Below are 24,132 nucleotides of genomic sequence, written 5' to 3'. Positions count from 1 at the left end.
AGGATGGGGCACCCGCTGGGAGAGCATGGCCGAGACGGCGGTCGCCCGTGGCGCTGCTTACCCGATCGCCGCATGCGCCATCTTTAGATCCTCGACGAAGCGCTCGAACTCGCTTACTCGGGCGGCCTCGTCGGGAAGCCGGAGCAGGTAGCTCGGGTGGACCGTGATCCAAGCCGCGCCGCCGTCGGGCAGGCGAAGCCCCCGGCCGCGCTCGCGCCCGATCGTCATCACCTTGCCGAACAGGCTACGCGCCGCGGTGGCGCCGAGCGCGACCGTCACTTTCGGTCGCAGCAGCATCTGCTCCTGCTCTATCCACCAGCGGCACGCCTCGATCTCGCCCGCGTCGGGCTTGGCGTGGATCCGCCGCTTGCCGCGCGGCTCGAACTTGAAGTGCTTGACCGCGTTCGTGACATAGGTCTCCGCGCGGGTGATCCCCGCGGCCGCGAGCGCACGGTCGAACACCTGCCCCGCCGGTCCCACAAAGGGGTGGCCGGCGAGATCCTCCTGGTCGCCGGGCTGCTCGCCGACGAACATCATCGTCGCGTCGACCGGCCCCTCGCCGAAGACCGTCTGCGTCGCCGGCTTGTAGAGGTGACAGCGGGTGCAGGCCGACGCCTCGTCGCGCAGCGCTTCCCACGCCGCCTGCGCATTGTCGCCGACCGCGCTTTCCCGCGCGCGCGCCTTGTCGATCATCCCGCTCTCCCGTGCCTGCGCGGTCGCGAGCAGCTGCGGCACCAGCGCCGTCTCCGGCATGTTCTTCCAGTATTTCCGCGGCATCTCGCGCAGCATCGTGCCGACCTTGACGCGCGCCGGGTTGAAGATGCTGGCGTAATAGGTCTTCCACACCTCCTCGATCGGGTCGCCCTCGGGCGCGTCACCGCTCTCCGCCGGCGGCCCCTCCTGGAGCGCGGCGCCGTCCCAGTGGAGCGACACCTCGGGGGTCAGGATCGACCAGCGCATGCTGGCGAAGCGGTTGACGAAGAACGCCGCGTTCGCGCGAACGATATGATGCTCGGGCTCGAACCACGCGACGTAGCGCTCGCCCGCGTCGTCACTGACTGAGCGGAAGCGCACGAAGGCGCGCATCTTGTGGATGTCGCGCCGTACTGACTTGGCCAGAGTCTCGATCCGACGCACGAGCGGGTCGGCATGGTCGTCGGCCAGCCGCGGCGTGTCGCGCAGCCGCCACAGCATCGCGTAGAGGAGCGCGAAACGCTCGAGGTCGCGGTGAAGTGCGGCGCTGTTGGCGAGATCGAGGAAGGCGCGCGGCACGCGCATGGCGGGCGTGTCGCCGTCGCGACGCGGGGCGGGGGGTGGCTCCGCGACTGCCGCGGCGAAGAGATCGGTCGCGGCGTCGCCAACCTGCCATACGACGGCGTCGGGCGCGACGTGGTCGGCGAGCAGCCCGCGCGCGGCGTCGCGCCAGCCATCGACGTCGTCGGGCGCCGAGAGGGTGACGACGCGCAAGGTTAGTGCACTAACAAGCCCCTCCCTTTCAGGGGAGGGGTTGGGGTGGGGGCTCTCCGCGCACGCGGCGTAGGCGGAAACGCCCCACCCCCAACCCCTCCCCTGAAGGGGAGGGAGGAAGAGCACTTTATCGCTGGGCCACGTCGGACGATCACCCCGCCACAGCGCGCCACCGCGGCGATCCGTTTCACCCGCGAGTCACTCTCACGCGGCGAACAGCTCCAGCTGTTGCGTCTTCACCTTGGGCGCGACCAGCGGCCTGAGCTCGGCGCGGTCGGCCAGCACCACCGGCCGCCAGTCCTCGCAGACGATGAACGGCCGCACCCGCGCGATCGACACCGTCAAGCGAGCCACGTCGTCCAACCGCAGCCGTCGCCAGCGCCGCGCCGCCAGGATGCTCTTCACCGCCTTGGTGCCGAGCCCCGGCACGCGCCACAGCAGCTCGCGCGGCGCTCGATTGACGTCGACCGGGAAGCGATCGCGAAACTTGAGCGCCCAGGCGAGCTTGGGATCCATGTCGAGCGGCAGCATGCCCGTCGCCTCGTCCGCGGCGGCGACAACCTCGTCGGTCGAGAAACCGTAGAAGCGCATCAGCCAGTCTGACTGGTACAAACGATGCTCGCGCATCAGCGGGGGGCGCTGCAGCGGCAGCACCGCGGAGGCGTCGGGGATCGGGCTGAACGCCGAATAATAGACCCGCCGCAGCCCGAAGCGGTCGTACAAGGTCGATGCCTTGCGGACGATGTCGCCGTCGGTCGCGGCGTCGGCGCCCACGATCATCTGGGTCGACTGCCCCGCCGGCGCGAAGCGCGGCGCGGACTTGTAGCGGGTGCGGGCGTCGGCGGTGTCGGTGATCGCCGCCTTCATCTCCCCCATCGCACCCTCGATTCGCGCGCCGTCCTTCTCGGGCGCGAGCCGGCGCAGTCCGCCGACGGTGGGCAGTTCGACGTTGATCGAGACGCGATCGGCGTAGAGCCCGGCCTGGTGAACCAGCTCGGGATCGGCATCTGGAATTGTCTTGAGGTGGATATAGCCGCGGAAATGATGGTCCTCGCGCAGCGAGCGCGCGACCTCGACCAGCTGCTCCATCGTATAATTCGACGACTTGATGATGCCGGAGGAGAGGAACAGCCCTTCGATGTAGTTGCGCCGATAGAAGGAAAGGGTGAGGTTCACCACCTCCTGCGCGCTGAAGCGCGCGCGGCGTACGTTCGAGCTCTTGCGATTGATGCAATAATGGCAATCGAACACGCAGCTGTTGGTCAGCAGGATCTTCAGCAGCGAGATGCAACGGCCATCGGGCGCATAGGCGTGGCAGATGCCCATGCCCTCGGTCGAGCCGAGCCCCTTGCCATCGGCCGAGGTGCGCTTCGAGGTACCGGACGACGCGCACGACGCGTCATACTTCGCCGCGTCGGCGAGGATTTCCAGTTTCTGGCGGACGTCGAGCTGCGCCATGTGTTCGATGTATGTTCACTTCGGCGCCTTGTCGAGGGCGAAGCGACCTGCCATGGATCAGTCCCGTGCGCAGGATCATCGATCGGCTCGGACCCAACGGTCCCTATCTCGCGCTGGCACTGACCTGCCTGCTCGGCTGGGGCTTCAAGGCGCATTGCGGCGCCGCGTGGAGCGGCAGCGAGCAATATGTCACCGGCTGCTACAGCGACGCGGTGCCCTTCTGGGGGCAGCGCGGTCTCGCCGCGGGCGAGGTGCCGTACTTCCAGGCGCGGATGGAATATCCCGTGCTCACCGGCGGGCTGATCTGGCTCGAGGCGCTCTTCGTCCATCTGGTCAAGGGCACGCGCGCTGGCGCGGCCGACTTCCTGGTGTCGGTGACGTTCGCCAACGCTCTTCTCGCCTTCGTGACCTTGGAGCTGATCCGCGGCGCCGGCGCGAGTCTGCGGCGTCAATATGCCTGGGCACTCGCGCCGCCGCTCGTGCTCTACCTGGGGCACAATTGGGACCTGCTCGCCGCCACCTTCGCGGTCGCGGCCTTGCGGGCGGCGTCGCGCGACCAGGCGCCGCGCGCGGCCGCGCTCGCGGCGCTGGGCGGCGCGGCCAAGCTGTTCCCGGTGCTGCTGCTGCCGCTTCTGGGCCTCGGCGCGTTGTCCGGGGAGGGCGACCTGCTCGCCCGCGTGCGCCGCGCGGCGCTGCTGGTCGTCGTCGCGCTGGGCTGCTGGGGCGCGGTGAACCTACCGGTGGCGTGGTTCGCCTTCGACAATTGGCGCGAGTTCTACGCTTTCTCGAGCGAGCGCGGCGGCACCGCGGCCAGCGTGTGGGAGCTGCTGGCGCAGTTCGGCTGGTGGCGAGCCGACGTGGCGGCGCGCAACCTGTGGTCGCTGCTGCTGTTCCTCGGCGGCGCGGCGACGATCGTGGCGGTCGGCTGGCGCCGCCACGGCGCGCGGCCATGGCTGCTGTTTACCCCGGTACTCGCCTGGTTCCTGCTGACCAACAAGGTCTACTCGCCGCAGTTCGACCTGTGGCTGTGGCCGCTGCTGGTGCTCACCGCGACTCGCGCGCGCCCGCTCGCCTTGTTCCTGCTCGGCGACCTCGCGGCCTATTTCGCCGAGTTCTGGCTGTTCGCGGGCTGGGAGGGGGCGGCAATGTCGGCGACGCAGGCGGACGTGCTCGTCGCCGCGAGCGTGCGCGCGGTGGCGCTGCTGTGGCTGATCCACGCCGCGGTGCGCGACTCCGCGCCGGGGTGGGTGAGTGGGCAGGGGGTGGTCGAAGCAGGAACGACGCCGAAGCAGGTCGAAGCGCGCGCTCTCCGCGGAACCGTCATCCCCGCGGAGGCGGGGATCCAGACACGCTGAGGTCGCGCCTCTCGCACGGGCCTGGGCGTGTCTGGGTTCCTGCCTGCGCAGGAATGACGGAAGAAATGCGCCGAAGTCGGGGCGTCAGCGGTGCAGGAAGGATGCGCGGGGCATTCCGACGCATCCTCCCCGCCGCGCCTCTCAGCGCGGCACGTCGCCGCGCTCGTGCCGGTCGCGGTAGAATTGCTGCACCACCGCCCAACCCTCGGCCGCGCTCTCGACATAGCGGAAGATGCCGAGGTCGCGCTCGGACACCACGCCTTCCTCCACCAGCGCCTCGAAGTTGATCACGCGCTCCCAGAACTCGCGCCCGAACAGCAGCACCGGGATCGGCTCGACCTTGCCGGTCTGGATCAGCGTCAGCAGCTCGAACAATTCGTCGAACGTGCCGAAGCCGCCCGGGAAGGCCGCCAGCGCGCGCGCGTGGAGCAGGAAGTGCATCTTGCGCAGCGCGAAATAGTGGAACTGCGTGCTCAGCGACGGGGTGACATAGGGGTTGGGCGCCTGCTCGTGCGGCAGCACGATGTTGAGCCCGATCGACTCGGCGTGGACGTCCGCCGCACCGCGGTTGGCCGCCTCCATGATCGAGGGACCGCCGCCCGAGCACACCACGAAGTGGCGCTTGCCCGCCTCGTCGCGCGGGAAGTTGGAGCAGAGCTGCGCCAGCTCGCGCGCCATGTCGTAATATTTGCTCTTGGCGACCAGCCGCTCGGCGACGCGGCGGCTCTTCTCGTCGGTGGCGAGATCGAGCAGCGCCTGCGCCTTGGCGGGCTCGGGGATGCGCGCCGAGCCGTAGAAGACGAAGGTCGAGCCGATATGCGCTTCCTCGAAGATCAGCTGGGTCTTGAGCAGCTCGAGCTGGAAGCGGACCGGGCGCAGGTCCTCGCGCAGCAGGAAGTCCATGTCCTGGAAAGCGAGCTTGTAGGCAGGGCTCTCGGTCTGCGGGGTGGAGACGTTGGTCTTGGCGACCTCGGCATCCTGTGAAGCGCGCGGGAAGACGCGGCTGGGTACGCGGGTATCTGTCATCGCGGATCGATAGGCCGGGATGATGACGGTCGCAAGAACATGGCGCGCGTCAGCGACAGAAGCGTGCGCCATCGTCCTCGAGATGCAGATGGTCGCGGTGCACCGCGTTGTAATCGGGCGACAACACCGTGCCGAAGCGGCGGCAGGCGGAGGCGTGGACGGTGCGCAGGAATTGCTGCACCGCGGGATCGGGCGAGCGCCAGTCGTTCAGGATCGAGATGCGGCGGCCGTCCTTGAGCTCGAAGGCGGCGATGTCGATCGCGTTGGCGAGCGCGTGGCCCGAGCGCCGCGCCGGTCCCTTGGTGCCGATCGTGTTGCGGCAGGCGTAGCTGCCCATGCTGACGATGCGCGACAGCTCGGAGCCGAGGATCTGATAGGCCGCGGGCGCGACGCCGTTGCGTGCCCAGGCAGCATAGGCGCGCGCCTCGCCGCAGCGCACCGCGCCGAGGTTGGCGGTGGGCACGCCGATGTCGAGCAGCTTGACCGTGCCGATCAGCGCGCAGCCGCCGCCATATTGCTTGTCGGGCAGCGGCTGGAAGTCGACCCCGAGCGCGCGCAGGTCGGCCAAACACTGGCGGGTCTCGCGCAGGCTCGGCCCCTCCACCTCGCCGCGCGTGCTCGGCGGCGCAGGGCGCTCGACCCGGCCGCAGCCGGCGAGCAGCAGCGCGACGAGGAGCGTTCGGGAACGGTGGTTACGCCACGACGTCATCGCCCCCGTGTAGCGTCGTGTGCCGGCGAGCTAAAGGCGTTGATCGCTGCTGCGCCTCATCCGCTGGCCGGATCGCGCGTTCGACGATCATCCGGCTTGCCAGCGGCTTCGAGCGTCTGTAGCGCGGTCGACGGGCCACGCGGTCCCAACGCCGCGCGTGCTCTCTGTGAGGAGAGTCAGACATGACTGATACGACCGCCGCCGACGCCACCCTCGCGCCCGCGAAGCCCGCCACCCGGCCGGCCCGCCCGCATTTCTCGTCCGGTCCCTGCGCCAAGCCGCCCGGCTACGATCCCGCCAAGCTCGCCACCGACGTCCTCGGACGCTCGCACCGCTCGAAGCTCGGCAAGCAGCGGCTGCAATATTGCATCGACCTGATGCGCGAGCTGCTCAACCTGCCCGACACGCACCGGATCGGCATCGTCCCCGGCTCCGACACCGGCGCCTTTGAAATGGCGATGTGGACGATGCTGGGCGCGCGCCCGGTCACCGCGCTCGCCTGGGAGAGCTTCGGCGAGGGCTGGGTGACCGACGCGGTCAAGCAGCTCAAGATTGATTCCAACGTGATCCGCGCCGACTACGGCCAGCTGCCCGACCTCGCGCAGGTCGATTGGTCGAACGACGTGCTGTTCACCTGGAACGGCACCACCAGCGGCGTGCGCGTGCCCAACGGCGACTGGATCCCCGCCGACCGCGAGGGGCTGAGCTTCGCCGACGCCACCAGCGGCGTGTTCGCCTACGACCTGCCGTGGGACAAGATCGACGTCGCCACCTTCTCCTGGCAGAAGGTGCTGGGCAGCGAGGGCGCCCACGGCGTGCTGATCCTCGGCCCACGCGCGGTCGAGCGGCTGGAGAGCTACACCCCGGCGTGGCCGCTGCCCAAGGTCTTTCGCCTGGTCTCCAAGGGCAAGCTGACCGATGGCGTGTTCAAGGGCGAGACGATCAACACGCCGTCGATGCTGGCGGTGGAGGACGCGATCTGGTCGCTCGAATGGGCCAAGTCGCTGGGGCAGGGCGGGCTGATCGCGCGCTCGGACGCCAACGCCGCCGCGCTCGACGCGGTCGTCGCCGAGCGCGACTGGCTCGGGCACCTCGCCGCCGATCCGGCGTCGCGGTCGAAGACCAGCGTCTGCCTCACGGTCGACGCCGACGAGGGTGTCATCAAGAAGATGGTGTCCCTGCTCGAGGCGGAGCACGCCGCCTATGACATCGGCGGCTATCGCGATGCCCCGCCGGGGCTGCGCGTCTGGTGCGGCGCCACCGTCGACACCGCCGACATCGAGGCGCTCGGCCCGTGGCTCGACTGGGCCTACGCCACCGCCAAGGCGGCGGCTTAACCGCCCCCCGATCGTCATCCCGCCTCCACGTCGTCATCCCCGCGAAGGCGGGGATCCAGACACGCAGGTCGTCGCAAGGGCCGCACCGTCAGCGGCTCTGGATCCCCGCCTCCGCGGGGATGACGGCTGGTAACGCAAGGAAATACCCATGCCCAAGGTACTCATTTCCGACAAGATGGACCCCCGCGCCGCCGAGATCTTCCGCGAGCGCGGCGTCGAGGTGGACGAGATCACCGGCAAGACCCCGGACGAGCTCAAGGCGATCATCGGCCAGTATGACGGGCTCGCCATCCGCAGCTCGACCAAAGTGACCAAGGACATCCTCGAGCACGCCACCAACCTCAAGGTGGTCGGCCGCGCCGGCATCGGCGTCGACAATGTCGACATCCCCGCCGCCTCGGCCAAGGGCGTGGTGGTGATGAACACGCCGTTCGGCAACTCGATCACCACCGCCGAGCACGCCATCGCGCTGATGTTCGCGCTCGCCCGCCAGCTGCCCGAGGCCGACGCCTCGACCCAGGCGGGCAAGTGGGAGAAGAACCGCTTCATGGGCGTCGAGGTCACCGGCAAGACGCTGGGGCTGATCGGTGCGGGCAACATCGGCTCGATCGTCGCCGACCGCGCGCTCGGGCTGAAGATGAAGGTCGTCGCCTTCGATCCGTTCCTCACCGAGGAGCGCGCGGTCGAGCTGGGTGTGACCAAGGTGACGCTCGACGAGCTGCTCGCACGCGCCGACTTCATCACGCTGCACACGCCGCTGACCGACCAGACGCGCAACATCCTGTCGGCCGAGAACCTCGCCAAGACCAAGAAGGGCGTGCGCATCGTCAATTGCGCGCGTGGCGGGCTCATCGACGAGGCGGCGCTCAAGGCCGGGCTCGACTCGGGCCATATCGCCGGCGCCGCGCTCGACGTGTTCGTGACCGAGCCCGCCAAGGACAGCCCGCTGTTCGGCACGCCCAATTTCGTCTCGACCCCGCACCTCGGCGCGTCGACGACGGAGGCGCAGGTCAACGTCGCGATCCAGGTGGCCGAGCAGATGGCGGACTATCTCGTCTCGGGCGGCGTCACCAACGCGCTCAACGTGCCAAGCCTCTCGGCCGAGGAGGCGCCCAAGCTGCGCCCGTACATGGGTCTGGCGGAGAAGCTCGGCTCGCTCGTCGGCCAGCTCGCCACCGGCGCGATCGATCGCGTGTCGATCCACCGTGAGGGAGCCGCGGCGGACCTCAACCCCAAGCCGCTGACCAGCGCGGTGCTCACCGGCTTCCTGCGCCAGCAGACCGACACGGTGAACATGGTCAACGCGCCGGTGCTGGCGCGCGACCGCGGCATGGAAGTGCGCGAGATCCGCACCGAGCGCGAGGGCGACTATCATACGCTGCTGCGCGTCGCGGTGCGCACCGCCGACGGCGAGCGCTCGGTCGCGGGTACCCTGTTCGGTGACTCGGCGCCGCGCCTCGTCGAGCTGTTCGGGATCAAGGTCGAGGCCGATCTCACCGGCGCGATGCTCTACGTCGTCAACGAGGACGCGCCGGGCTTCATCGGCCGCATTGGTACCTTGCTGGGCGAGGCGGGCGTCAACATCGGCACCTTCCACCTCGGGCGGCGCCAGGCAGGCGGCGAGGCGGTGCTGCTGCTCTCGGTCGACCAGCCGGTCGACGCCGAGCTGCTCGCGCGCGTCAAGGCGCTGCCGGGCGTCAAGACCGCGATGGGGCTGGCGTTCTGAGCGGGTGTTGAGGGGCGCGCCCGTCGAGCGTGCGTAGAACTTAGATCCTCCCCGCTTGCGGGGAGGGGACCGCCGGCCGCAGGCCGGTGGTGGAGGGGGCTCTCCTCACAGCGCAGCGCCTACAGAAGCCCCCCCTCCACCATGCTTCGCATGGTCCCCCTCCCCGCAAGCGGGGAGGATTTGTATCACTCAAGCGACTCGCGCTCTTCTGAAGCGGGCGAGTGAGAGCATCTCACCGGTTCGTCCGGATCCGCAGCGCCACCGATTGCGCGTGCGCCGGCAACCCTTCCGCGCGCGCCAGCGCGATTGTCGCCGGCCCGAGCTCGTTCAGCGCGCTCTCGTCGAGCTGGAGGAAACTGGTGCGCTTCATGAAGTCGGTCACGCCCAGCCCGCTGGCGAAGCGCGCGCGCCGCCCGGTCGGCAGCACGTGGTTCGGCCCCGCGACATAGTCGCCGATCGCCTCGGGCGTGTGCCGTCCGAGGAAGGCCGAGCCGGCGTGGCGCAGCAGGTCGAACAGGGCGCGCGGGTCGTCGCAGGCGAGCTCGACATGCTCGGGCGCGAGCCGGTCGACCAGCGGCATCGCCTCGGCCAGCGTCGGCACCACCACGATCGCGCCATTGTCCTCCCACGCGACACGCGCCACCGCCTCGGTCGGCAAAGCGGTGAGCTGGCGCTCCACGGCCTCGGCGACGCGCTCGGCGAACGCGCCGTCGTCGGTGAACAGGATCGACTGGGTGGTGGTGTCGTGCTCGGCCTGGCTGAGCAGGTCGGCGGCGATCCACTCAGGGTCGTTGGCCCCGTCGGCGACGACGACGATCTCGCTCGGCCCCGCCACCATGTCGATGCCCACGACGCCATAGACCTGGCGCTTGGCCTCGGCGACCCAGGCGTTGCCCGGCCCGGTGACGACGTCCACCCGCGCGATCCGCTCGGTGCCATAGGCGAGCGCCGCGATCGCCTGCGCCCCGCCGACGCGCCACACTTCGTCCGCGCCGGCGAGATGCGCCGCGGCGAGCACCAGCGGGTTGATCGCGCCGTCGGGCGTCGGCGTCACCACCACCAGCCGCTCGACGCCGGCGACCTTGGCGGGGATCGCGTTCATCAGCAGCGTCGAGGGGTAAGCGGCGCGGCCGCCCGGCACGTACACCCCCGCGGCGTCCACCGCGCGCCAGCGCGCGCCGAGCCGCACGCCCGCGGCGTCGGTGAAATCGGTGTCGGTCGGCCGCTGCTTCTCGTGATAGGTGCGGATACGCGCCGCGGCGAGCTCGAGCGCGACGCGCAGCTCGGGCTCGAGCGCGTCGAACGCCGCGGCGCAGGCGGCGCGGTCGACGCGCCAGCCGGTTCGGTCGAGGTCGTGGCGGTCGAGCTTCTGCGTGAAGGCGTGGAGCGCGGCGTCGCCCTCGTCGCGCACGCTGCGCACGATCGTGGCGACGTCGCGCGCCACGTCCACCGCCGTCTCGCGGCGCGAATCGACCAAGGCGTCGAAGCGCGCGGCGAAGTCGCCGTCGCTTGTGTCGAGCCGGATCATGCCGCCTTCTTCCCCACTGCGGCGCGGAACGCTTCCACCAGCGGGAAGACGTGCGCGCGCGTCTTCATCGCGGCGCGGTTGACGACCAGCCGCGCCGAGACCGCCATGATCGGCTCGACCTCGACCAGCCCGTTCTCCTGAAGCGTCCGCCCCGAGGAGACGAGGTCGACGATGCGCGCGGCGAGCCCGAGCGTGGGCGCTAGCTCCATCGCGCCGTTGAGCTTGATACACTCGGCCTGCACGCCCCGGCGGGCGAAATGCTGCGCGGTGACGTGCGGGTATTTGGTCGCGACGCGGACGTGGCTCCAGCCGCGCGGGTCGTCGCGCGCGGCCAGCTCGGCCGGCTCGGCGACCGAGAGGCGGCAATGGCCGATGTCGAGGTCGACCGGCGCGTACAGCTCGGGATAGGCGAACTCGGCGAGCACGTCCGAGCCGACGATGCCGAGCTGCGCCGCGCCGTGCGCGACGAAGGTGGCGACGTCGAAGGCGCGGACGCGGATCAGCTCTATACTGGGATCGGCGGTGCGGAAGCGCAGCGCGCGGCTGCTCTCGTCGCCGAAGGCGGCCTCGGGCACGATCCCGGCGGCGGCGAGCAGCGGCAGCGCCTCGCCCAGGATGCGGCCCTTGGGCACCGCGATGACGATCGGCTCGGAGGAGGCGGAGGGCTCGGACATGGCGGGGCTTTACGGCGGCACCCGAGTGGGAGCAACGGGCAGGCAGGAGGAAGCGGCGATGAGCGAAGCGGCGGTACGTGAGGCGTTCCGGATCCAGGCCTTCTACTGCGCGCGCATGGACGCGCCGATCTACGCGCGGCTGTGCGAGGTGATCGCCGACAGGCTCGCGCGGGACGGGGAGGTAGCGCGGCGCGTGCTCGACTGGCCCGGCGAGCCGACGCGCGACGCGCTGCCGCTGCGGCTCATCGGCGGGCTGCACGCGCTGGTGCTCGACCGTGCCGACGACGCGCTGGCGGCGGTCTTCGCGGGCGCGGTGACGGCGCCGGACGCGATCGCCGCGGTGTTCGCCGCGACGCTGGAGCGCCACGCCGCGCGGCTGCTGCCGTATCTCGACGGACCGCCGCAGACCAACGAGCCCGGGCGCGCGGCGGCGTTGATGGTCGGGCTGATCGCGGTGTCACGATGCCTCGGGCCGCGGCTCGAGACGCTGGAGATCGGCGCGAGCGCCGGCCTCAACCTGCTGATCGATCGCTATCGCTTCGATCTCGGCGGATTGGCGGTCGGCCCCGCCGACGCGGCGCTGACGCTCCGGCCCGAGTGGCGCGGCGACCCACCCGCGCCGGTCGCGCTCGACATCGTCGCGACACGTGGTTGCGACGTCGCCCCGCTCGACGCGCGCGACCCCGCACAGGCGCGCCGGCTCGAGTCCTATGTGTGGCCCGAGGCGCCCGAGCGGCTCGAGCGGCTGCGCGCGGCGGTGGCGATGGTCCGCGAGCACGGCGTCGCGCTCGACCGCGCCGATGCCGCCGACTGGCTCGAGGCGCGTCTGGCCGAGCCGCAGGCGATGGGGGTGACGCGCGTGCTGCTCCACTCGGTGGTGTGGCAGTATCTGCCCGAGGCCACCGCCGACCGGGTCCGTTCAGCGATGGCCGCGGCGGGCGCGCACGCGACCCCGGAGCGCCCGCTCGCCTGGGTGATGATGGAGCCCGACCGCGCGAGTGCGCGCCAGCTCGTGCGCGTTCGCTCGTGGCCTGACGAAAGCGGTTGGGAGACGGTGGCCAGCGCGCATGCGCACGCGGCGTGGATTGCACCGGGCGCGCCGGCCGAGGAAGGGCCGGGGATCACGCTGCCAGACGCGGCGGTGAGCGAACCGGGGTGAGCGGAGGTCCTTGCGCAGCGGGCGGGGCTTACGCCTATGGCTGACCAGCAAGCTTGGTCGGTATCGCTTCACGGTCGTCCCGGCCTTGAGCCGGGATCCATGCTTCCGCAAGATCAACCGCGTGCGGGTACGAGGCACGATGGATCCCCGGTCGAGCCCGGGATGACGGGGGTTGGTAGCGCCGCATCGATAACAAACCGATCTCGCTCGCGGGAACAACTCGTAACCATTCGAGCCCGCGACACGCGCGCTAGCGCAGCCGTCGTATGTCGATCGCGACGTGGCGGATACGCTCGCGGTTCCAGGTGTAGGTCACGTGCACCAGCCCATCGCGCGCCTGGATCACCGCCGGATAGGCATAGCCGTCGGGCCGCGGCTCACTCTCCAGCGTCAGCACCCTGCGCCAGCGCACCCCGTCGTCGGACAGCGCCACCGCGAGCGGCCAGCGCGGGCCCGTGTCGCTGCCGGGGTGGTTGGTGCTGTCGTTGTAGACCAGCAGCTGGCGTCCGTCGGCGAGCGTCACCGCGTCGGTCCCCGCATTGGGGTTGGGGAGCGCGAGCGCGGTCAGCGGCGACCAGTGCCGCCCCGCGTCGCGCGACCAGCTCTGCGCGAGCACGCCCTGCCGCGTCCGCGCCACCGCCAGCAGCCGCCCGTCGCGCAGCGTCAGCAGGCTCGGCTGGATCGCCTCTAGCCCGCGCGGCGAAGCGATCGCGCGCAGCGCGCGCCACGTCCGCCCGCGGTCGGTGGAGCGCTCGACCAACGCGTACCAGCGGTTGTGCGCGGCGCTGCCGACCTCGCGGCTCGACGGCGCCAGCCACGCGCCGTCGCGCGCCACGATCGGCTTGTTCTTGATCGGGCCGAGCACGCCGGCGGGCAGGCGTCGCGGCGCCCCCCATTGGCGACCGCCGTCGCGCGACTCGATCACCATGCCCCACCAGTCGCGCGGGTTCGGCCCGACCTTGTAGTAGAGCTGGAGCGGCGCGCCCCGCGGCTGGAACAGCACCGGGTTCCACGTCGGCTGACCGTCACCGGTAGCGACCGCGCGCGGCGTGTCCCAGCCGGCGGCGGTGCGGCGCGCGAACCAGATGCGCACGTCGCCGTGGCCCTCGCCGCTGCCGCCGAACCACGCCGCGGCGAGCGCGCCGTCGGCGAGTTGGACGATCGTCGAGGCGTGCGCCTGCGGATAGGGCGGGGCGGGGTCGACGAACTCGCTGGCGACGATCGCGGAGGGTGCGGTCGCGGCGAGCGTTGGCGGGGTGACGAGCGCGAGCGTGAGCGCGCGGAGAGAAGTCATGGCAGCGCCTCGGTGATGGAGGTGCTAGGTTTAAGCGGCAAGGAAGCGCGCGTCACTGATCCGCGGTGCCGCTCCATCGACGTCGCCCCGGCGGAGGCCGGGGCCCGGGTGGGGGACGCTGGTGGGTCTCACATCGGCCTTCCCAACTAGGACCCGGCCTCCGCCGGGCCGACGGGGATGGTTATACGTCCCTGCGAGTTGCGCTCCTCACCGCCGCCGCGGGCCCCTCGGTCCGGACGCGGCGCCACCCGGCCGCCGCTGTGGCACGCGCGCGGCGCGCGGCGGCGCGGCGCCGTCCATCGGCTCGATGCGGACGCCGTTCTCGTCCTCGCCGTCGCTGTTGGCGGAGGCGCGCACCGCCGCGGCGAAGCGCCCCGCCAGCGCGCGCGGCACCTGGAACTGGGTCTCCATTGGCCCGATCCGGATCGCGCCGATCTCGCTCTTGGTGACGTGACCGCGGCGGCACAGCAGCGGCAGCACCCAGCGCGGGTCAGCGTTCTGGCGCCGACCGATGTTCATGCGGAACCACACCACGTCGTCGAAACCGTCGCGATGCCCCTTCTGCGCGCTCTCGCTCGGCGCCTGGCCGGTGAGCTCCTCGGGCGCGGGCAAAGCGGCGCGCTGCGCCGCTACCAGCGCGGCGGCGATGTCCTCGGGCGAGCGCTGCGCCAACAGCTCGGCGGCGAGCGCGCGGTCGTCGTCGTCGACCTCGACCGGCGCGAGCAAGGTCTCGAGCAGGCGTTCGCGGTCCTTGGCGCGAATCTCCTCCGCAGTCGGCACCTCGCCCCACTCGGTCGCGATGCGCGCGCCGCGCAGCATCATCTCGACGCGGCGACGCCGCGGATAGGGCACGATCAACACCGCGGTGCCCTTCTTGCCCGCGCGGCCGGTGCGGCCCGAGCGGTGCTGAAGCACCTCGGCGTCGCGCGGCATCTCGACGTGGATGACGAGGCTGAGCGTCGGCAGGTCGATGCCGCGCGCGGCCACGTCGGTCGCCACGCAGACGCGCGCGCGGCGGTCGCGCAGCGCCTGCAGCGCCTGGTTGCGCTCGTTCTGCGAATGCTCGCCCGACAGCGCCACCGCGGCGAAGCCGCGCTCGACCAGCCCGGCGTGGAGGTGGCGGACGTTGTCGCGCGTCGCGCAGAACAGCATCGCGGTCTCCGCTTCGTAGAAGCGCAGCAGGTTGATCACCGCATGCTCGATGTCCGCCGGCGAGACCGTGACCGCGCGATAGGCGATGTCGCCGTGGCCGCGCTGCTCGCTGACGGTGGAGATGCGCAGCGCGTCGCGCTGATAGGTCTTGGCGAGCTGGACGATCGGGCGCGGCAGCGTCGCGGAGAAGAGCAGGGTGCGGCGCTCGGTCGGGGTCTGGTCGAGCAGCGCCTCGAGATCGTCGCGGAAGCCCATGTCGAGCATCTCGTCGGCCTCGTCGAGGATCGCGACGCGGAGCTGGCCGAGCTTGAGTGCGCCGCGCTCGGCATGGTCGCGCAACCGGCCCGGCGTGCCGACGACGATGTGCGCGCCGTGGTTGAGCGCGCGGCGCTCGCGGCTGGCGTCCATGCCGCCGACGCAGGTGGCGATGCGCGCGTCGGCGTAGAGCCAGGCCAGCTCCTTGGCGACCTGGAGCGCGAGCTCGCGCGTTGGTGCGATCGCCAGCGCCAGCGGCGCCGCGGCGGGCGGCAGCGCGCCGTCCTCGCCGAGCAGCTGCTCGGCCATGGCGAGCCCGAAGGCGACGGTCTTGCCCGAGCCGGTCTGCGCGGAGACGAGGAGGTCGCGGCCGTGCGCGGCCTCGGCCGTCACCTCGGACTGGACGGGAGTGAGCGCGGTATAGCCACGCGCGGCGAGCGCGCTGCCCAGCGCGGCAGGAAGATTCGGAAAGTCCATGAGGACTGCGCACATGGGCGCGATGGCGGAAAAATGCCAGTGGGAACGGCGCCGCACCCGGGACGTTCGGCGCTTTTCTCCCTATCACGGCAGGATAGACGCGACATGGCGCTCGTCAACGACCCCGTATGGTTCATCACCGGCTGCTCAACCGGGTTCGGGCGCGAGCTTGCGCGGCTGGTGCTGGAGCGGGGCTGGCGGGCCGTGGTGACCGCGCGCGACTCGGACCGTGTCGCCGATCTGGTCGAGCAGTACGGCGACCGCGCCCTCGCGCTGTCGCTCGACGTGGTGGACCCGGCGCAGATCGACGATGCGGTCCGCACCGCGACCGCGCGCTTCGGCCGGATCGACGTGCTCGTCAACAACGCGGGCTATGGCTATCAGTCGAGCATCGAGGAGGGCGAGGATCACGAGATCCGCGCGCAGTTCGACGCCAACGTCTTCGGCCTTTTCGCGCTGACCCGCGCGGTGCTGCCGGGCATGCGCGAGCGCCGCGCCGGCGCGATCGTCAACGTGACCTCGGTCGCGGGCCTCGTCGGCTTCCCGTCCTCAGGCTATTACGCCGCTTCCAAGCACGCGGTGGAGGGCTTCTCCGACTCACTCGCCGCCGAGGTGGCGCCGCTCGGCATCGCGGTCACCTGCGTCGAGCCGGGACCGTTCCGCACCGACTGGGCCGGCCGCTCGCTGCGCCAGACGCCGAGCACGATCGCCGACTATGCCGAGACTGCCAAGGCGCGGATGGCCTCTACCAAGGGTGTCTCGGGCAACCAGCCCGGCGACCCGGTCCGTGCGGCCGAGGCGATGATCGAAGCGGTCGAGCGCGACACGCCGCCGCGCCATCTGGTGCTCGGCAAGTGGGGCTATGACGCGGTGACGGAGCGGCTGCGCGCGCGTGTCGCCGAGATCGAGGCGCAGCGCGACGCCGCGCTCGGCGCCGACTACCCGGCCGACGCTACCAGCGATAGTTGAAGCTGACGGAGACGCGCTCCTCCTTGGCGGTGCTGGGCATCACCTCATGGCGCAGCCAGCTCTCCCACAGGAAGAGCGTACCCGGCGCGGGCTCGGCATAGACGAAGGTGCCGTCGCGCGGCGGCGCCGCCATCAGCATCGGCAGCCGCGGATCCTCCAGCTTGAGCGCACCTGAGCCCGGCGGCACCGCGACGTAGAAGGTGCCCGACACCGCGCTGTGCGGGTGCAGATGCCCCGAGTGGGTGCCGCCGGGCTTCATGACGTTGACCCACAGGCTGTCGAGCTTGAGCCTGCGCCCGCCGAGCTCAAGCCCCGCCTCGGTGGCGAAGGTGGCGACGTGACGGTCGAGCAGGCGCTTGAGGTCGGCGAAGGCGGGGTCGCGCTGCGGCAGGTCGTCGAGCGAGGCGTAGCTGGTGTAGCCGCGATAGCCGTGCGCCTTGGACCAGCGCTTGCCCGCGGTATCCTCCGCGGCGAGCGCGCGGCAGGAGTCGGCCAGCTCGGCGAGCAGCGCGGGCTGGTCGAGCTGCGCCTCGTAGAAGTGCGTGGGGAAGAGCTGGCGGGTCGGCATGGCGAGTCCTAGGCTGTGGGGCAGGAGTTTAGCTCGGGTCGGCGCGAAATCCTCCCCGGAACGGGGAGGGGGACCGCTCGCCGCAGGCGAGTGGTGGAGGGGGCTCGCCACGCAGCGCCGCGCTCGTGAAAGCTTATTCCACGCAGCGCCGCGGTCGCGGCCCGCCCCCTCCACCACCGCGCTGGCGCGCGGCGGTCCCCCTCCCCGCGAGCGGGGAGGACCTGCTCACCCCCCCAGCCGCAGTGCCACGTCGTTCATGAAGCGCACGTCGTCGCGCTCAGCCAGCCATCCCGCCTCGCCCGCGACCGCGCCGAGCAGGTCGCTGAGCGGGTCGATCTCGCTCTTGGCGTAGTTGCCGAGCACGTGGCCGGTAACGCGGTCCTTGTGGCCGGGGTGGCCGATGCCGATCCGCACGCGGCGGAAGTCGGGTCCGAGATGCTGGTCGATCGAGCGCAGCCCGTTGTGCCCCGCGGTGCCGCCGCCCTGTTTCACCTTCACCTTCATCGGCGCGAGGTCGAGCTCGTCGTGGAACACGGTCAGCGCCTCGACGCCGAGCTTGTAGAAGCGCAGCGCCTCGCCGATCGAGCGGCCGCTGTCGTTCATGAAGGTGGCAGGCTTGAGCAGCAGCACCTTGACGCCGTCGACGCGCCCCTCCTGGAGCCAGCCCTGGAACTTCTTGGCCGGCGCGGCGAAGCCGTGCACCTCGGCGATCGAGTCCACCGCCATGAAGCCGACATTGTGCCGGTGCATCGCATATTGCGCGCCGGGATTACCCAGGCCGACCCAGAGTTGCACGATGTTGGTCTCCTACGTGGGGCGAACGAGCGGCAAGTCCGCACTTCCGTCATCCCGGCGCTGAGCCGGGATCCATGTCGCCGCAAACGTCGCGATCGGTTCACCCGCGGCACCACGGATGCCGGGTCGAGCCCGGCATGACGGATGTGGGGATAAGCGCACTCACCCCACAGAAACGAAAGGGGCAGGGGAGCGTCGCCGCCACCCTGCCCCCGTACGGCTCACGCGGAGCGAGACGATCAGGCCTCGTCCGAGCCCTCGGTCGTCGCGGCGTCCTCGGCCTCGTCGCCGGCGCCTTCCGAGCGCAGCGCCGACGGCGCGACCAGCGTCGCCACGGTGAAGTCGCGGTCCTCGATCGCGGGGTGCGCACCGGCGGGCAGCGTCACCTCGCTGATGTGGATCGAGTCGCCGACGTCCTTGCCCGCGACCGAGACGCTGATCTCGCTCGGAATGTTGCTGGCGTCGACCACCAGCTCGAGCTCGTGCCGCACGACGTTGAGCACGCCGCCCTTCTTCAGGCCCGGCGAGCTGTCCTCGTCGGCGAACACCACCGGCACCGCGACGGTGACGGTCGCGTCGGCGGCGATGCGGAGGAAGTCGACGTGCGTCGGGCGGTCGGTCACCGGGTGGAAGGCGACGTCCTTGGCCAGCGTGCGCTGCCCGTCGACCATGATCACCGAGTTCATGAAGTGGCCGGTCATCAATGCCTTGACCAGCGCCTTCTCCTCGAGGTGGATCGCCGACGGCTCCTTGTTCTGGCCGTAGATCACGGCGGGGACGCGGCCTTCGCGACGCAGCGAGCGGGAGGCTCCCTTGCCAACCCGGTCACGCGTCTCGGCCGCGAGCGTGATGGTATCGCTCATGTTGGTGCTCCGAAACGTAAGATGACTGATATGCTCCCGCCACGCCTCCAGGGATGACCATGACGGAAGTGCGCGCGCTTAGCCGCGACGCGCCCGGAACGCAATCAGTAGTTCACCCGCACCGCCTTGAGCCGGTACGCGCCGAGCTGCGCCTGGACGCTCTGCGCGCCCGCGAGATGCCCCGCACCGACCGCGACGAAGACGGTGCCCGGCTGCTTCATCCGCTCGGCGATCCAGGCGGCCCAGCGCTTGTTGCGATCGACCAGCAGCGCCTTGGCGACTTCGGGCGAGTCCCTGAGCGAATCGTTCATCTCGCTCGCCACGCCGTCGGGATCGCCCTTCGACCAGGCGGTGACGAGCCGGTCGAACGTGCGCTCGGCGGTGGGCAGCTCGTCGAGCGTGCTCTCCAGCAGCTGGAGCTGGGCGGGCTGCGACAGCGTGTCGAAGATGCCGAGCTGGCCCTCGAACGTCTCCAGCCCGACCACCTGCTTGCCCGCGGTGCGCGCCGCCTCGGTCAGCACCTTCTCGGGGCCGTTGGCGGCCTGGTAGCCGAGTTTCTGCACCGGCAGCAGCGACAGCGTGACCGCGGCGAACCACGGCCGCATCTTGTCATAGGCCTGGGCTGTGACGCCGCCCTCGCTCATCGCCTTGGCGAAGGCGGGGCGATAATTGGGCGGCAGCTGCGTCGTCAGCGCGCTGCCCGCGGGCGCGAAGGCCTTGGCCGCGACGATCTGCTGCGCGGTCTGCGCGTCGGGCTCGACCATCTCGAGCACCAGCGTCTGCGAGCGGTCGAACGCTGTCTTCACGCCCTCGTCGAACCACGACAGGCCGGGCTTGAGCACGTGGATCGTGCCGAACAGATAGATCGTCGTGTCCTTGTCCTTCACCACCCACAAAGCGGGATCGGCGTCGGCCGGCGCGGCGGGGGCGGGGGCCTGCTGCGCGCAGGCGGGGAGCGCGAGCAGCAGCGCGAGGGCGGAAAGAGCGGTCTTCATGGCAGCGTTCATGCGGCGGCGTCCCGGCGAAGGAAAGGGTGCGCTATCGGCGCGTGCGCCGCACCGGGCAAGCGCGGCGGCGGCGCCAAGCGCGGCGTCAGCGGTGGCAGAGCTGAGCCGCAATCGACTCGAGCGAGCGGTGCGCCTCGGCGCGGGTGGCGACCGGGAGGCGCACCTTGCCCGCGACACGCTGCCGCACCTGGTCGGCCTGCTGCCACAGCGCGTCGGCCTGCGGCTGAGTCAGCGCGCGCGCCTTGCGCGCCGTGGCGATGTCCGCCTGGAGCACGTTCGCGCGCGTTGCGAGCACCGAGGTCGCCGGCACGACGCCGGAGGCGAGCCCGAGCGGGCGACATGCCGGAAGCGCGCGCGCCGCGCGCTCGGCCGCGACGGGCGAGGTGGAGGGCGACGGCACCGCCGACACGCCGAGCAGAAGCGCAGTGAGAAGAAAGGGATAGGCCAAGAGGATCACTCCTTTCGTTGATCTGGTGATAGGAGCCGTAGCAGCGGCTGGCTGAACCGCGGCCGACTGGACTTGCGCGCCGCGCGAGCCGCTCTGCTGATCCTTGACGATGAGGCGGACGTTATTGCGCTAACATCGTCAACGACTTGACCGTTCGGGACTGGATCGATCGCCATCGCCGAGCTTCGCCACTCGCTTGATTCCCCGCCGGGGTTCCGCCACAGCGCCGAGGGTGACCGACACCAGCGCCAACCGCCCGCTCAGCTTCCAGGCGATGATCCTGCGGCTCCACCAATATTGGTCGGAGCGCGGCTGCGTGATCCTCCAGCCCTATGACATGGAGATGGGCGCGGGCACGTTTCACCCCGCCACCACGCTGCGCGCGCTGGGGCCGGACACGTGGAACGCCGCCTTTGTCCAGCCGTGCCGCCGCCCCGCCGACGGCCGCTACGGCGAGAACCCCAACCGGCTCCAGCATTATTATCAATATCAGGTCATCCTGAAGCCGAGCCCGCCCGACCTGCAGGAGTTGTATCTCGGCAGCCTCGCCGCGATCGGGGTGGACATGGGCGTCCACGACATCCGCTTCGTCGAGGACGATTGGGAGAGCCCGACGCTCGGCGCCTGGGGGCTCGGCTGGGAGGTCTGGTGCGACGGGATGGAGGTGACCCAGTTCACCTATTTCCAGCAGATGGGCGGCTTCGACATGAAGCCGGTGGCGGGCGAGCTGACCTACGGGCTCGAGCGGCTGGCGATGTACATCCAGGATGTCGACAACGTCTACGACCTGCGCTTCAACGACGCGGGCGTGAGCTACGGCGACGTCTTCCTCGAGAACGAGCGGCAGATGAGTGCGTGGAACTTCGAGGTGGCGGACACCGAGGCGCTGTTCGACGCCTTCCGCAAGGCCGCGGCCGAGTGCGAGAACAGCCTCGCCGCCGGCCTGCCGATCCCGGCGTACGAGCAGGCGATCAAGGCGAGCCACACGTTCAACCTGCTCCAGGCGCGCGGCGTGATCTCGGTGGCGGAGCGCCAGGCGTATATCGGCCGCGTGCGCGACCTGGCGAAGGGCGCGTGCGGCGCGTGGATGGAGAAGAAGGGGTGGGCGGCGTGAGAGCCCGCGGCGATGGTCCGGGCGATACGGTGAGCGCGTCGCCCGCGGATACCCCCCTCCACCAGCCTGCGGCTGGTTCCCCTTCCCGCGAGCGGGGAGGATTAACTCCTCCCCGGCACGGGGAGGGGGACAGCGACGCGCAGCGTCGTGGTGGAGGGGGATCGCCGCGAGTGCTCCGCCCCGAGTCAGCGACCGCCCGCCGCCTGCGCCGCGCGATGACGCTGCCCGAGGTGCTGCTATGGCAGCGCGTCCGGAGTGCCGCGGCCGGCGTGAAGTTCCGGCGTCAGCACCCAGTCGGGCCGTACGTCGCCGACTTCTACTGCGCCGCCACGCGCACCGTCGTGGAAATCGACGGTGAGGCCCACGGGCGCGGCGAGCGGCCTGAGCGCGACCTGAGCCGCGACGCCTTCTTATACGCCAACGGCTATCGCGTTCTCCACGTCCCCGCGGCGGAGATCCACCGTGACGCTGACGCCGCGGCACAGGCGATCGCTGCGTATGCGGCCACCCCCCTCCACCACCCGGCTGTGCCGGGCGGTCCCCCTCCCCATGCTGGGGAGGATCGAGAGTAATATGACCGACTTCCTGCTCGAACTCCGCTCGGAGGAGATCCCGGCCCGCATGCAGGCCAGGGCGCGCGAGGATCTCGCTCGCCTGTTCGCCGCCGAGCTCGCGCGCGCCGGCCTCGCCGCCAGCGACACCGTCACCTATGCGACGCCGCGCCGGCTCGCGCTGATCGCGCGCGACCTGCCCGAGGCGACCGCCGCGGTCTCCGAAGAGATCAAGGGCCCGCGCGCGTCCGCCCCGCCGCAGGCGCTCGAGGGCTTCCTGCGCAAGACCGGGCTCACCCGCGAGCAGCTCAGCGAGCGCGACGGCGTGCTCTACGCGGTGAGCGAGAGGCCCGGCCGCGCCACACCCGACGTGCTCGCCGAGGCGGTCGCCGCGGTGATCCGCGCCTTCCCCTGGCCCAAGTCGATGCGCTGGGGCGCGGAGTCGCGCTCGACCGAGAGCCTGCGCTGGGTCCGCCCGCTCCACGGCATCGTCGCGCTGTTCGGCGAGCAGGTCGTGACGGTCAGCGTCGCGGGTGTTGAGAGCGGGGCGGCGACGCTCGGCCACCGCTTCCACCATCCCGGCGCGATCACGATCGGCTCGGCGTCGGACTATGTGGAGAAGCTGCGCGCCTGCCACGTCATCGTCGACCAGGACGAGCGCGCCGCGCTGATCCGCGACCGCGCCGCCGCGCTGGCGGTCGAGGCGGGGCTGGTGCTGGTCGAGGACGAGGGGCTTGTGGCGGAGAACGCCGGGCTGACCGAATGGCCGGTGCCGCTGCTCGGCCGCTTCGACCCCGCCTTCCTCGACGTGCCGCCCGAGGTGATCCAGCTCACCGCGCGCGTGAACCAGAAGTATTTCGTCTGCCGCGACCGAGACGGGCGACTCGCCGACGCGTTCGTCTGCACTGCTAACATCGCCGCGAGCGACGGCGGCGCTCGGATCGTCGACGGCAACCGCAAGGTGCTCGCGGCGCGGCTGAGCGACGCGCGCTTCTTCTACGAGACCGATCTCAAGGTGCCGCTCGCGCAGCAGGCGGAGAAGCTCGGCAAGATCGTGTTCCACGAGAAGCTGGGCACGGTGGCCGACAAGGTGGAGCGCGTGGCGAAGCTCGCGCGATGGTTGGTGGAAGAGGGAATGATCCTCCCCGCTCGCGGGGAGGGGGACCGCCGGCCGCAGGCCGGTGGTGGAGGGGGCGCGCCTCATGGCGCAGCGCCTGTGGAAGCCCCCCTCCACCACTCGCCTTCGGCGAGCGGTCCCCCTCCCCTTTCTGGGAAGGATCTGAAGACGCTTGCCGACACGGCGGAGCGCGCGGCACGGCTCGCCAAGGCCGACCTCGTCACCGGCATGGTGGGCGAGTTCCCCGAGCTCCAGGGGCTGATGGGCGGCTATTACGCCGCGGCGCAGGGCGAGCCGGCCGCGATCGCCGAGGCGGTGCGCGACCATTACAAGCCGGTCGGGCAGGGCGACGACGTGCCGACCGCGCCGGTGACGGTGGCGGTGAGCCTCGCCGACAAGCTCGACAGCATCACGCAATTCTTCGCAGCCGACCTGCGCCCGAGTGGCTCAAAGGACCCGTTCGCGCTGCGCCGTTCGGCGCTGGGCGTGATCGCGCTGATCCTCGATAACGGGTTGCGCTTGCCGCTCGGCCAGGTCGCGTCGCGCGACGTGCTCGACTTCTTCGCCGACCGCCTCAAGGTGCAGCAGCGCGAGGCGGGCGTGCGCCACGACCTCATCGACGCCGTTTTCGCGCTCGGCGGCGAGGACGATCTCGTCCGGCTGCTCGCGCGGGTGCGCGCGCTCCAGTCGTTCGTCGGCACCGAGGACGGTGCCAACCTCCTCGCCGGCTACAAGCGCGCCGCCAACATTCTCAAGAAGGAGGGCATTGCCGACGCAGGGCCGGCGAAGGCGAACGCACCCCTGTCCTACACGCCGGAAAAGGACGAAGTCGCGCTCATCGCCGCGCTCGACTCGGCCGAGCCCGCCGCCGCCGACGCGGTCGCGCGCGAGGACTTCGCGGGCGCGATGGCAGCGCTCGCGACGCTCCGCGCCCCGATCGACGCCTTCTTTGACAACGTGACCGTCAACGATCCCGATCCCGCCAAACGCGCGGCGCGGCTGACGCTGCTCGTGCGCGTCCGCGCCGCGGTCCATACGGTCGCCGAATTCGCCAAGATCGAAGGTTGAGTCACACCGCGCCAG

Annotated in this window: 21 protein-coding genes; 8 read left to right on the top strand and 13 right to left on the bottom strand. The window is 71.0% G+C overall.

What is annotated here, in order from left to right; all coding sequences use genetic code 11:
* Positions 1-57: 57 nt before the first annotated feature.
* Complete coding sequence (locus FHY02_RS06560; RefSeq protein ID WP_183921011.1) at positions 58-1,467, bottom strand: UdgX family uracil-DNA binding protein; 1,410 nt, start codon at positions 1,465-1,467, stop codon at positions 58-60.
* A 204-nt stretch (positions 1,468-1,671) separates the two neighbouring features.
* Entirely contained in the window at positions 1,672-2,925 is a 1,254-nt protein-coding gene (locus tag FHY02_RS06555; protein WP_183921010.1) for a putative DNA modification/repair radical SAM protein, read from the bottom strand.
* A gap of 65 nt (positions 2,926-2,990) precedes the next feature.
* Between FHY02_RS06555 and FHY02_RS06550 the strand changes: the two genes are divergently transcribed.
* The gene (locus tag FHY02_RS06550) at positions 2,991-4,280 is read left to right on the top strand and encodes a hypothetical protein (protein WP_311731786.1); all 1,290 of its coding nucleotides are present in this window, start codon (positions 2,991-2,993) and stop codon (positions 4,278-4,280) included.
* A gap of 141 nt (positions 4,281-4,421) precedes the next feature.
* Here the strand turns inward: FHY02_RS06550 and FHY02_RS06545 are convergent, their stop codons facing one another.
* Both FHY02_RS06545 and FHY02_RS06540 read right to left on the bottom strand, forming a co-directional pair.
* Entirely contained in the window at positions 4,422-5,306 is an 885-nt protein-coding gene (locus FHY02_RS06545) for an LOG family protein (RefSeq protein ID WP_183921009.1), read from the bottom strand.
* A 49-nt stretch (positions 5,307-5,355) separates the two neighbouring features.
* Positions 5,356-6,015, bottom strand: a complete 660-nt coding sequence (locus FHY02_RS06540; RefSeq protein WP_183921008.1) for an extensin family protein — start codon at positions 6,013-6,015, stop codon at positions 5,356-5,358.
* 182 nt (positions 6,016-6,197) lie between these two features.
* Between FHY02_RS06540 and FHY02_RS06535 the strand changes: the two genes are divergently transcribed.
* Together FHY02_RS06535 and serA are read left to right on the top strand one after the other, a co-directional pair.
* The gene (locus FHY02_RS06535; RefSeq protein ID WP_183921007.1) at positions 6,198-7,352 is read left to right on the top strand and encodes a phosphoserine transaminase; all 1,155 of its coding nucleotides are present in this window, start codon (positions 6,198-6,200) and stop codon (positions 7,350-7,352) included.
* Between the two features lie 148 nt (positions 7,353-7,500).
* On the top strand, positions 7,501-9,078 hold the full coding sequence (gene serA, locus FHY02_RS06530) for a phosphoglycerate dehydrogenase (protein ID WP_183921006.1): 1,578 nt from the start codon (positions 7,501-7,503) through the stop codon (positions 9,076-9,078).
* 232 nt (positions 9,079-9,310) lie between these two features.
* On the opposite strand, the gene hisD is transcribed toward serA, so the two are convergent.
* Both hisD and hisG read right to left on the bottom strand, forming a co-directional pair.
* Entirely contained in the window at positions 9,311-10,606 is a 1,296-nt protein-coding gene (hisD, locus tag FHY02_RS06525; RefSeq protein ID WP_183921005.1) for a histidinol dehydrogenase, read from the bottom strand.
* Entirely contained in the window at positions 10,603-11,280 is a 678-nt protein-coding gene (gene hisG, locus FHY02_RS06520) for an ATP phosphoribosyltransferase (protein WP_183921004.1), read from the bottom strand. The genes hisD and hisG overlap by 4 nt, the downstream gene beginning before the upstream one ends.
* Here hisG and FHY02_RS06515 point away from each other — a divergent pair.
* Entirely contained in the window at positions 11,243-12,439 is a 1,197-nt protein-coding gene (locus FHY02_RS06515) for a DUF2332 domain-containing protein (protein WP_260159476.1), read from the top strand. The two genes, hisG and FHY02_RS06515, sit on opposite strands and share 38 nt — an antisense overlap.
* Before the next feature lie 250 nt (positions 12,440-12,689).
* Here FHY02_RS06515 and FHY02_RS06510 read toward each other — a convergent pair whose 3' ends face one another.
* Positions 12,690-13,733, bottom strand: coding sequence for an exo-alpha-sialidase (locus FHY02_RS06510; protein ID WP_183921003.1), 1,044 nt, complete (start codon positions 13,731-13,733; stop codon positions 12,690-12,692).
* Positions 13,734-13,940: 207 nt separating this feature from the next.
* Positions 13,941-15,617, bottom strand: a complete 1,677-nt coding sequence (locus tag FHY02_RS06505) for a DEAD/DEAH box helicase (protein ID WP_183921002.1) — start codon at positions 15,615-15,617, stop codon at positions 13,941-13,943.
* Positions 15,618-15,722: 105 nt separating this feature from the next.
* Here FHY02_RS06505 and FHY02_RS06500 point away from each other — a divergent pair, with 105 nt between their 5' ends.
* On the top strand, positions 15,723-16,586 hold the full coding sequence (locus FHY02_RS06500; protein WP_183921001.1) for an oxidoreductase: 864 nt from the start codon (positions 15,723-15,725) through the stop codon (positions 16,584-16,586).
* Here the strand turns inward: FHY02_RS06500 and FHY02_RS06495 are convergent.
* The 5 genes from FHY02_RS06495 to FHY02_RS06475 all read right to left on the bottom strand — a co-directional run bounded on the left by FHY02_RS06495 (position 16,570) and on the right by FHY02_RS06475 (position 20,267).
* Positions 16,570-17,154: a TIGR02466 family protein gene (locus FHY02_RS06495; RefSeq protein ID WP_183921000.1), complete on the bottom strand. Its 585-nt coding sequence runs from the start codon at positions 17,152-17,154 to the stop codon at positions 16,570-16,572. The two genes, FHY02_RS06500 and FHY02_RS06495, sit on opposite strands and share 17 nt — an antisense overlap.
* Positions 17,155-17,379: 225 nt before the next feature.
* On the bottom strand, positions 17,380-17,949 hold the full coding sequence (gene pth, locus FHY02_RS06490; RefSeq protein WP_183920999.1) for an aminoacyl-tRNA hydrolase: 570 nt from the start codon (positions 17,947-17,949) through the stop codon (positions 17,380-17,382).
* Positions 17,950-18,188: 239 nt separating this feature from the next.
* The gene (locus FHY02_RS06485) at positions 18,189-18,812 is read right to left on the bottom strand and encodes a 50S ribosomal protein L25/general stress protein Ctc (protein WP_183920998.1); all 624 of its coding nucleotides are present in this window, start codon (positions 18,810-18,812) and stop codon (positions 18,189-18,191) included.
* 104 nt (positions 18,813-18,916) lie between these two features.
* Positions 18,917-19,807 carry a TraB/GumN family protein gene (locus FHY02_RS06480; RefSeq protein WP_260172651.1) on the bottom strand — a complete coding sequence of 297 codons (891 nt, stop codon included), beginning with the start codon at positions 19,805-19,807 and terminating at the stop codon, positions 18,917-18,919.
* Between the two features lie 97 nt (positions 19,808-19,904).
* Positions 19,905-20,267, bottom strand: coding sequence for a hypothetical protein (locus FHY02_RS06475; protein ID WP_183920996.1), 363 nt, complete (start codon positions 20,265-20,267; stop codon positions 19,905-19,907).
* Between the two features lie 274 nt (positions 20,268-20,541).
* Here FHY02_RS06475 and FHY02_RS06470 point away from each other — a divergent pair, with 274 nt between their 5' ends.
* The 3 genes from FHY02_RS06470 (at position 20,542) to glyS (ending at position 24,117) form a co-directional block, all read left to right on the top strand.
* Positions 20,542-21,381 carry a glycine--tRNA ligase subunit alpha gene (locus FHY02_RS06470; protein WP_183921480.1) on the top strand — a complete coding sequence of 280 codons (840 nt, stop codon included), beginning with the start codon at positions 20,542-20,544 and terminating at the stop codon, positions 21,379-21,381.
* A gap of 170 nt (positions 21,382-21,551) precedes the next feature.
* The gene (locus FHY02_RS06465; protein ID WP_183920995.1) at positions 21,552-21,953 is read left to right on the top strand and encodes an endonuclease domain-containing protein; all 402 of its coding nucleotides are present in this window, start codon (positions 21,552-21,554) and stop codon (positions 21,951-21,953) included.
* A gap of 1 nt (position 21,954) precedes the next feature.
* Complete coding sequence (gene glyS, locus FHY02_RS06460; RefSeq protein WP_183920994.1) at positions 21,955-24,117, top strand: glycine--tRNA ligase subunit beta; 2,163 nt, start codon at positions 21,955-21,957, stop codon at positions 24,115-24,117.
* Positions 24,118-24,132: the final 15 nt, after the last annotated feature.

The organism is Sphingomonas sp. BK069, from assembly GCF_014193405.1.
In the GTDB taxonomy this organism is placed as follows: domain Bacteria; phylum Pseudomonadota; class Alphaproteobacteria; order Sphingomonadales; family Sphingomonadaceae; genus Sphingomonas.
This window is presented reverse-complemented; position numbering and strand designations above follow the sequence as displayed.